The 3,494-nt window shown below is 64.8% G+C and carries 3 protein-coding genes and 1 pseudogene; 2 read left to right on the plus strand and 2 right to left on the minus strand.

The features are described from left to right. Together ACE3S9_RS16780 and ACE3S9_RS16785 are read right to left on the minus strand one after the other, a co-directional pair. Positions 1-1,028 (minus strand): annotated as a pseudogene (locus ACE3S9_RS16780) (ligand-gated channel); the annotation flags it as partial. A 121-nt stretch (positions 1,029-1,149) separates the two neighbouring features. Beyond that, positions 1,150-2,010 carry a helix-turn-helix transcriptional regulator gene (locus ACE3S9_RS16785; protein ID WP_374547621.1) on the minus strand — a complete coding sequence of 287 codons (861 nt, stop codon included), beginning with the start codon at positions 2,008-2,010 and terminating at the stop codon, positions 1,150-1,152. An 89-nt stretch (positions 2,011-2,099) separates the two neighbouring features. On the opposite strand from ACE3S9_RS16785, the gene ACE3S9_RS16790 reads away from it, so the two are divergent. Next, a complete protein-coding gene (locus tag ACE3S9_RS16790) occupies positions 2,100-2,987 on the plus strand; it encodes an SDR family oxidoreductase (RefSeq protein ID WP_374547622.1) in 888 nt (295 codons plus the stop codon). 114 nt (positions 2,988-3,101) lie between these two features. After that, on the plus strand, positions 3,102-3,494 hold a 393-nt coding region (coaD, locus tag ACE3S9_RS16795), incomplete at its 3' end, for a pantetheine-phosphate adenylyltransferase (RefSeq protein ID WP_374547623.1).

Here is a 3,494-nt window from a genome sequence, read left to right on the forward strand (position 1 = left end):
GAGGCGACGCCGTTGTAAAGCAGATCGCCATAAGCATCCGGCATGAAATGCAGCGCGCTATAGCGCGAGAAATAAGCGAACTGGAAATCCAGCGCGCCGGCCGATTTCTGCCAGGCCAGCACGTTGTAAAGATTGGCTTCATACTGGTTTTCGGCGACGGCCGAGGACGGAAAATTGGCTGAGAATGGCAGGAGCGCGTCGACGCCGGGGAAGGGCGTCTGCCACGGCGTCGCCGGAATCTGATAGGTCGCGACGGCGCTGCCCGTCAAGAAGCTCAGCCGCGAGCCGTCGTCGAGAAGGGTCGAGACATAGCCGAAGAATCTGCTCGACTGGTTCTGGTCGTGAATCGCGTTATAGGCCGGCGTCGTGTTCTCGATGCCGAGATCGCTCCGCGAGAAACTGCCGGTGAAGAAATACTGCGTCTGACCCGAAGTCCCGCCATATTCGAAACTGGGCATGATCGTTCCATGGCTGCCGCCATAGACGCCGACGGAGCCGCCGTTGTCGAAGACGCCGTTCTTGCTGACGACATCGACAATGCCCGAGGTATGGAGTCCGAATTGCGCGGGTAGCGCGCCAGTCAGGAGCGAGATGTTGCCGACGAAGCGGGTGTCGAGCAGGATGCCGAAACCTGACACCCCTTCCGGCAGCAAGACGCCATTGACGCGATATTGCACATTGGCGTGCTCGTTGCGGACATGAAGCAGGCCGCTCGCCGCCGAATCCTGCGACACGCCCGGCACCTGAAGCAGAACCTGATTGAGCGGCGCATTGTCGCCCTGCGGCGATTGGGCGATTGCCGCGGCGCCGATGTCAAAGGCGCTCACGCCCAGCGGCGGCAGGATATTGGCGCGCGCCTGATCGAGCGCTTGCGTCTTCTCCGCGAGAGGATGCGAGCCCGCGCTCGAATTCTGGTCGGGCTGCGACGTGGTGACGTCGATGTCGGGAAGGGCCGCTTGATCGGCGCGGGCGGCGCTGGCCGGCAGTCCTGCCATGCAGCCCAAGAGTAGTAGGTGATGCCGACGCATTGTCATTCCCCGCGCACGAGTCCAAGATTGTTATGTTATAATATAACAACACCGGATCGAGGCGCGTCAAGCCATGCGCGGGAAATAGGCCTGGATTATGCGCTCGGCGCGGTAACCGCGATCAGGCTTCGGCGCTTTCGGGAGTCCGCGTCGCGCTCTTCGTATCCAATTGCGCGACGAGCGCACCGATGCGGTCTCTGTCGACCGGATCGACCGGATTATAAACGATCATGCTGAGGTCGGGGCGGCCGTCGACCGCGAAGGCCGAATATTCGAAGGCGATCGGGCCCAGCACCGGATGGCGCATGCGCTTGACCCCCTCGCTATGGCTTTGAATGTCCGCGCTCTGCCACATGGCCGCGAATTCCGGGCTTAGCCGGCACAACTCGTCAACCAGCGGCTTCACCTCCGCCGCCGCGCCGGCGCGCGCCGCATCCATCCGGAAGGCGCCCAGCACGAGACGCGCGACGCTCTCCCAATCATATTGCGTGGCTCGCGCGCGCGGATCGAGGAAGATCGACCGCAGGATGTTGCGCTGTCCGGGAGGCGCGGCGGCGTAATCGTTCAGCGTCACGCGCACGGCGCGGTTCCATGCGACCACATCCCAGGTCGCCGTCCTGATCAGGGCCGGGCACGGCTCCAGCGCGTCCAGCACGCGTTGCAGGCGCGGGGTAACGCTGTCGTTCCCGCGATAGCGCGCCTCGGGAGGGCGGCCGGAGGCAAGCAGGAAGAGATGCTCGCGCTCGATGTCGGTCAGCATCAGGGCGGCGGCGATCCGGCTCAGCACGTCGGCGGAAGGCGATCCGCCGCGCCCCTGTTCAAGCCAGGTGTACCAGGTCGGGCTGATATTGGCGCGTTGGGCGACCTCTTCGCGGCGCAGGCCGGGCGTGCGCCGTCGGGTCGGCGAAAAGCCGAAAGCCTCGGGATCGAGCCGCGCGCGCCGGTCCTTGAGATAGGCGCCGAGCTGGTTTTCCTCGCTCATCCTGTCAGCCTTTATACCATGATAAAGTCACTACTTTAACAGGATGTCGCCGTCGCCTAATTTTGCCCAGAGCAAAAGGAGAGGCCGCTATGCGGATATTCGTTACAGGCGCGACGGGATTTATCGGTACGGCCGTCGTGCGGGAATTGTTGGACGCCGGCCATTGGGTGTTGGGCGCAGCGCGCTCCGACGAGGGCGCGTCGATGCTCAAGGCCGCCGGCGCGGAGGTTCATCGCGGCTCGCTCGAAGATCCGGCCGGCCTTGCGCGAGGCGCCGAACGGGCCGAGGGCGTCATCCATCTGGCGTTCAACCACGATTTCTCGCGCTTTCAGGCCAATTGCGAAGACGACCGCCGCGTGATCGAGGCGCTTGGGGCGGTTCTGAAGGGCTCTGGCCGACCTTTGATCGTGACTTCGGGAACCGCCATGGTGAATGCGCCTCCTGGCGAATTGGCGGTCGAAGACGGCCCGATTTTGAAATCCGCCGACATGCCGCGCGCGGCCTCGGAAGAGGCGGCAAGCGCTCTCGCTGCGCAGGGCGTCAACATATCGATCATGCGGTTGCCGCAAGTCCACGACCCCCGCAGGCAGGGCCTCATCACCTATGCCATCGCCTTGGCGCGCGAGAAAGGCGTCTCGGCCTATCTGGGCGACGGGGCGAACCGTTGGCCGGCCGCGCATCTGTTGGATGTGGCGCGGCTTTACCGGCTCGCGATCGAGAAGGCGGCGCCGCTGGCGCATTATCACGCGGTGGCCGAGGAGGGCGTGACGATGCGCGCCGTCGCTGAGGCGCTTGGGCGCCGGCTGGACCTGCCGGTCGCATCCGTGCGCGCCGAAGAGGCGGCCGATCATTTTGGCTGGCTCGCGCATTTCGTGGCGCGCGATCTCGCGGCGTCCAGCGCGTGGACCCGCGCCACATTGGGCTGGACGCCGATCGGACCCGGAATGATCGAGGATCTCGACAATCTGAGCTTGTGAGCGGCAGCGTTCGGCAAGCGTGACCACAGCCGCCGCCCTTGTGCGGCGGCGTCGCTTTCTGTAGCCGCAGCCGCCGCCCTTGTGCGGCGGCGTCGCTTTCTGTAGCAATGCTCCATGCAACGCGTCGCGCTCTATACGGGCTCCTTCGATCCTGTCACCAATGGCCATGTCGACGTCATCCGCGCGGCGTCCCGGCTGTGCGACAAGCTGGTCGTGGCCATCGGCGTCCATCCCGGCAAGGCGCCGCTCTTCACCGCTCAGGAGCGCGCGGCCATGATCCAACAGGTCTGCGCCGCCGACGCCGAAGCGCATCATTGCGAATTGTCGGTCGTCACCTTTTCCGGCCTCGCGGTCGAAGCGGCGCGCGAAGTCGGCGCCGGCATCATCATTCGCGGCCTGCGCGACGGCTCCGATCTCGATTATGAAATGTCGATGGCCGGCATGAACGGGGTGATGGCCCCGGAAGTGCAGACGGTTTTCCTTCCCGCCGGCCTCAATGTACGCCAT

Source organism: Rhodoblastus sp. (genome assembly GCF_041915505.1).
In the GTDB taxonomy this organism is placed as follows: domain Bacteria; phylum Pseudomonadota; class Alphaproteobacteria; order Rhizobiales; family Beijerinckiaceae; genus Rhodoblastus.